Origin of the sequence: Neisseria sp. P0019.S002, assembly GCF_051957155.1 — a bacterium.
GTDB lineage: Bacteria > Pseudomonadota > Gammaproteobacteria > Burkholderiales > Neisseriaceae > Neisseria > Neisseria perflava.
Genome location: NZ_JBQCWS010000086.1, coordinates 1 through 482, shown reverse-complemented (window position 1 = coordinate 482; position 482 = coordinate 1). Strand labels below are relative to the sequence as shown.

The window sequence follows — 482 nt, the reverse complement described above, 5'->3', positions numbered from 1 at the left end:
AAGCCGTTCAGAAACAATGACGGAGTATTGACGATAACCAAAATAGCAATCATCAGAAGTCGTAATTTTTCATCGATATCATCTGCACTCATTTTCACGTTGTAAGATGATATTTTATTGGTCAATTCAAATGCATCTGCAATTTCCCGATAAGCAATTGGGGCACTTCTAGTCCATGCCATTTCGTGACTGTTTAGTTCGGAGCCAATCTTACGGTTTTGTCCGTCTCGGTAATCGCTGTAATAGTTCAAATCACCGTTTCGGACACGCCCATAAAACGCTCCGCTGGCAATCCTGACCCGTCCGCCATAGTCATAAAGTTTGCCATAGCATTGCGGTTGGCGGTTGCGGTCGAGGCGCGGCCAATCGTTCAAGGTTTCGGAAATATTCCAACCTTCATCAGCTTCAACCAGCAATAAGAAACCCTGAGTTGGGTTGTAAAGCAAATACTCTGTCCACTGCCCTTCTGGTGCCAATGTATG

Annotated in this window: 1 protein-coding gene; it reads right to left on the bottom strand. The window is 44.8% G+C overall.

Going from position 1 to position 482, the window contains the following annotated elements; genetic code table 11:
* A partial coding sequence (locus ACTHTY_RS11690) for a DUF4178 domain-containing protein (RefSeq protein ID WP_440367795.1) occupies positions 1-482 on the bottom strand: 482 nt, incomplete at both ends.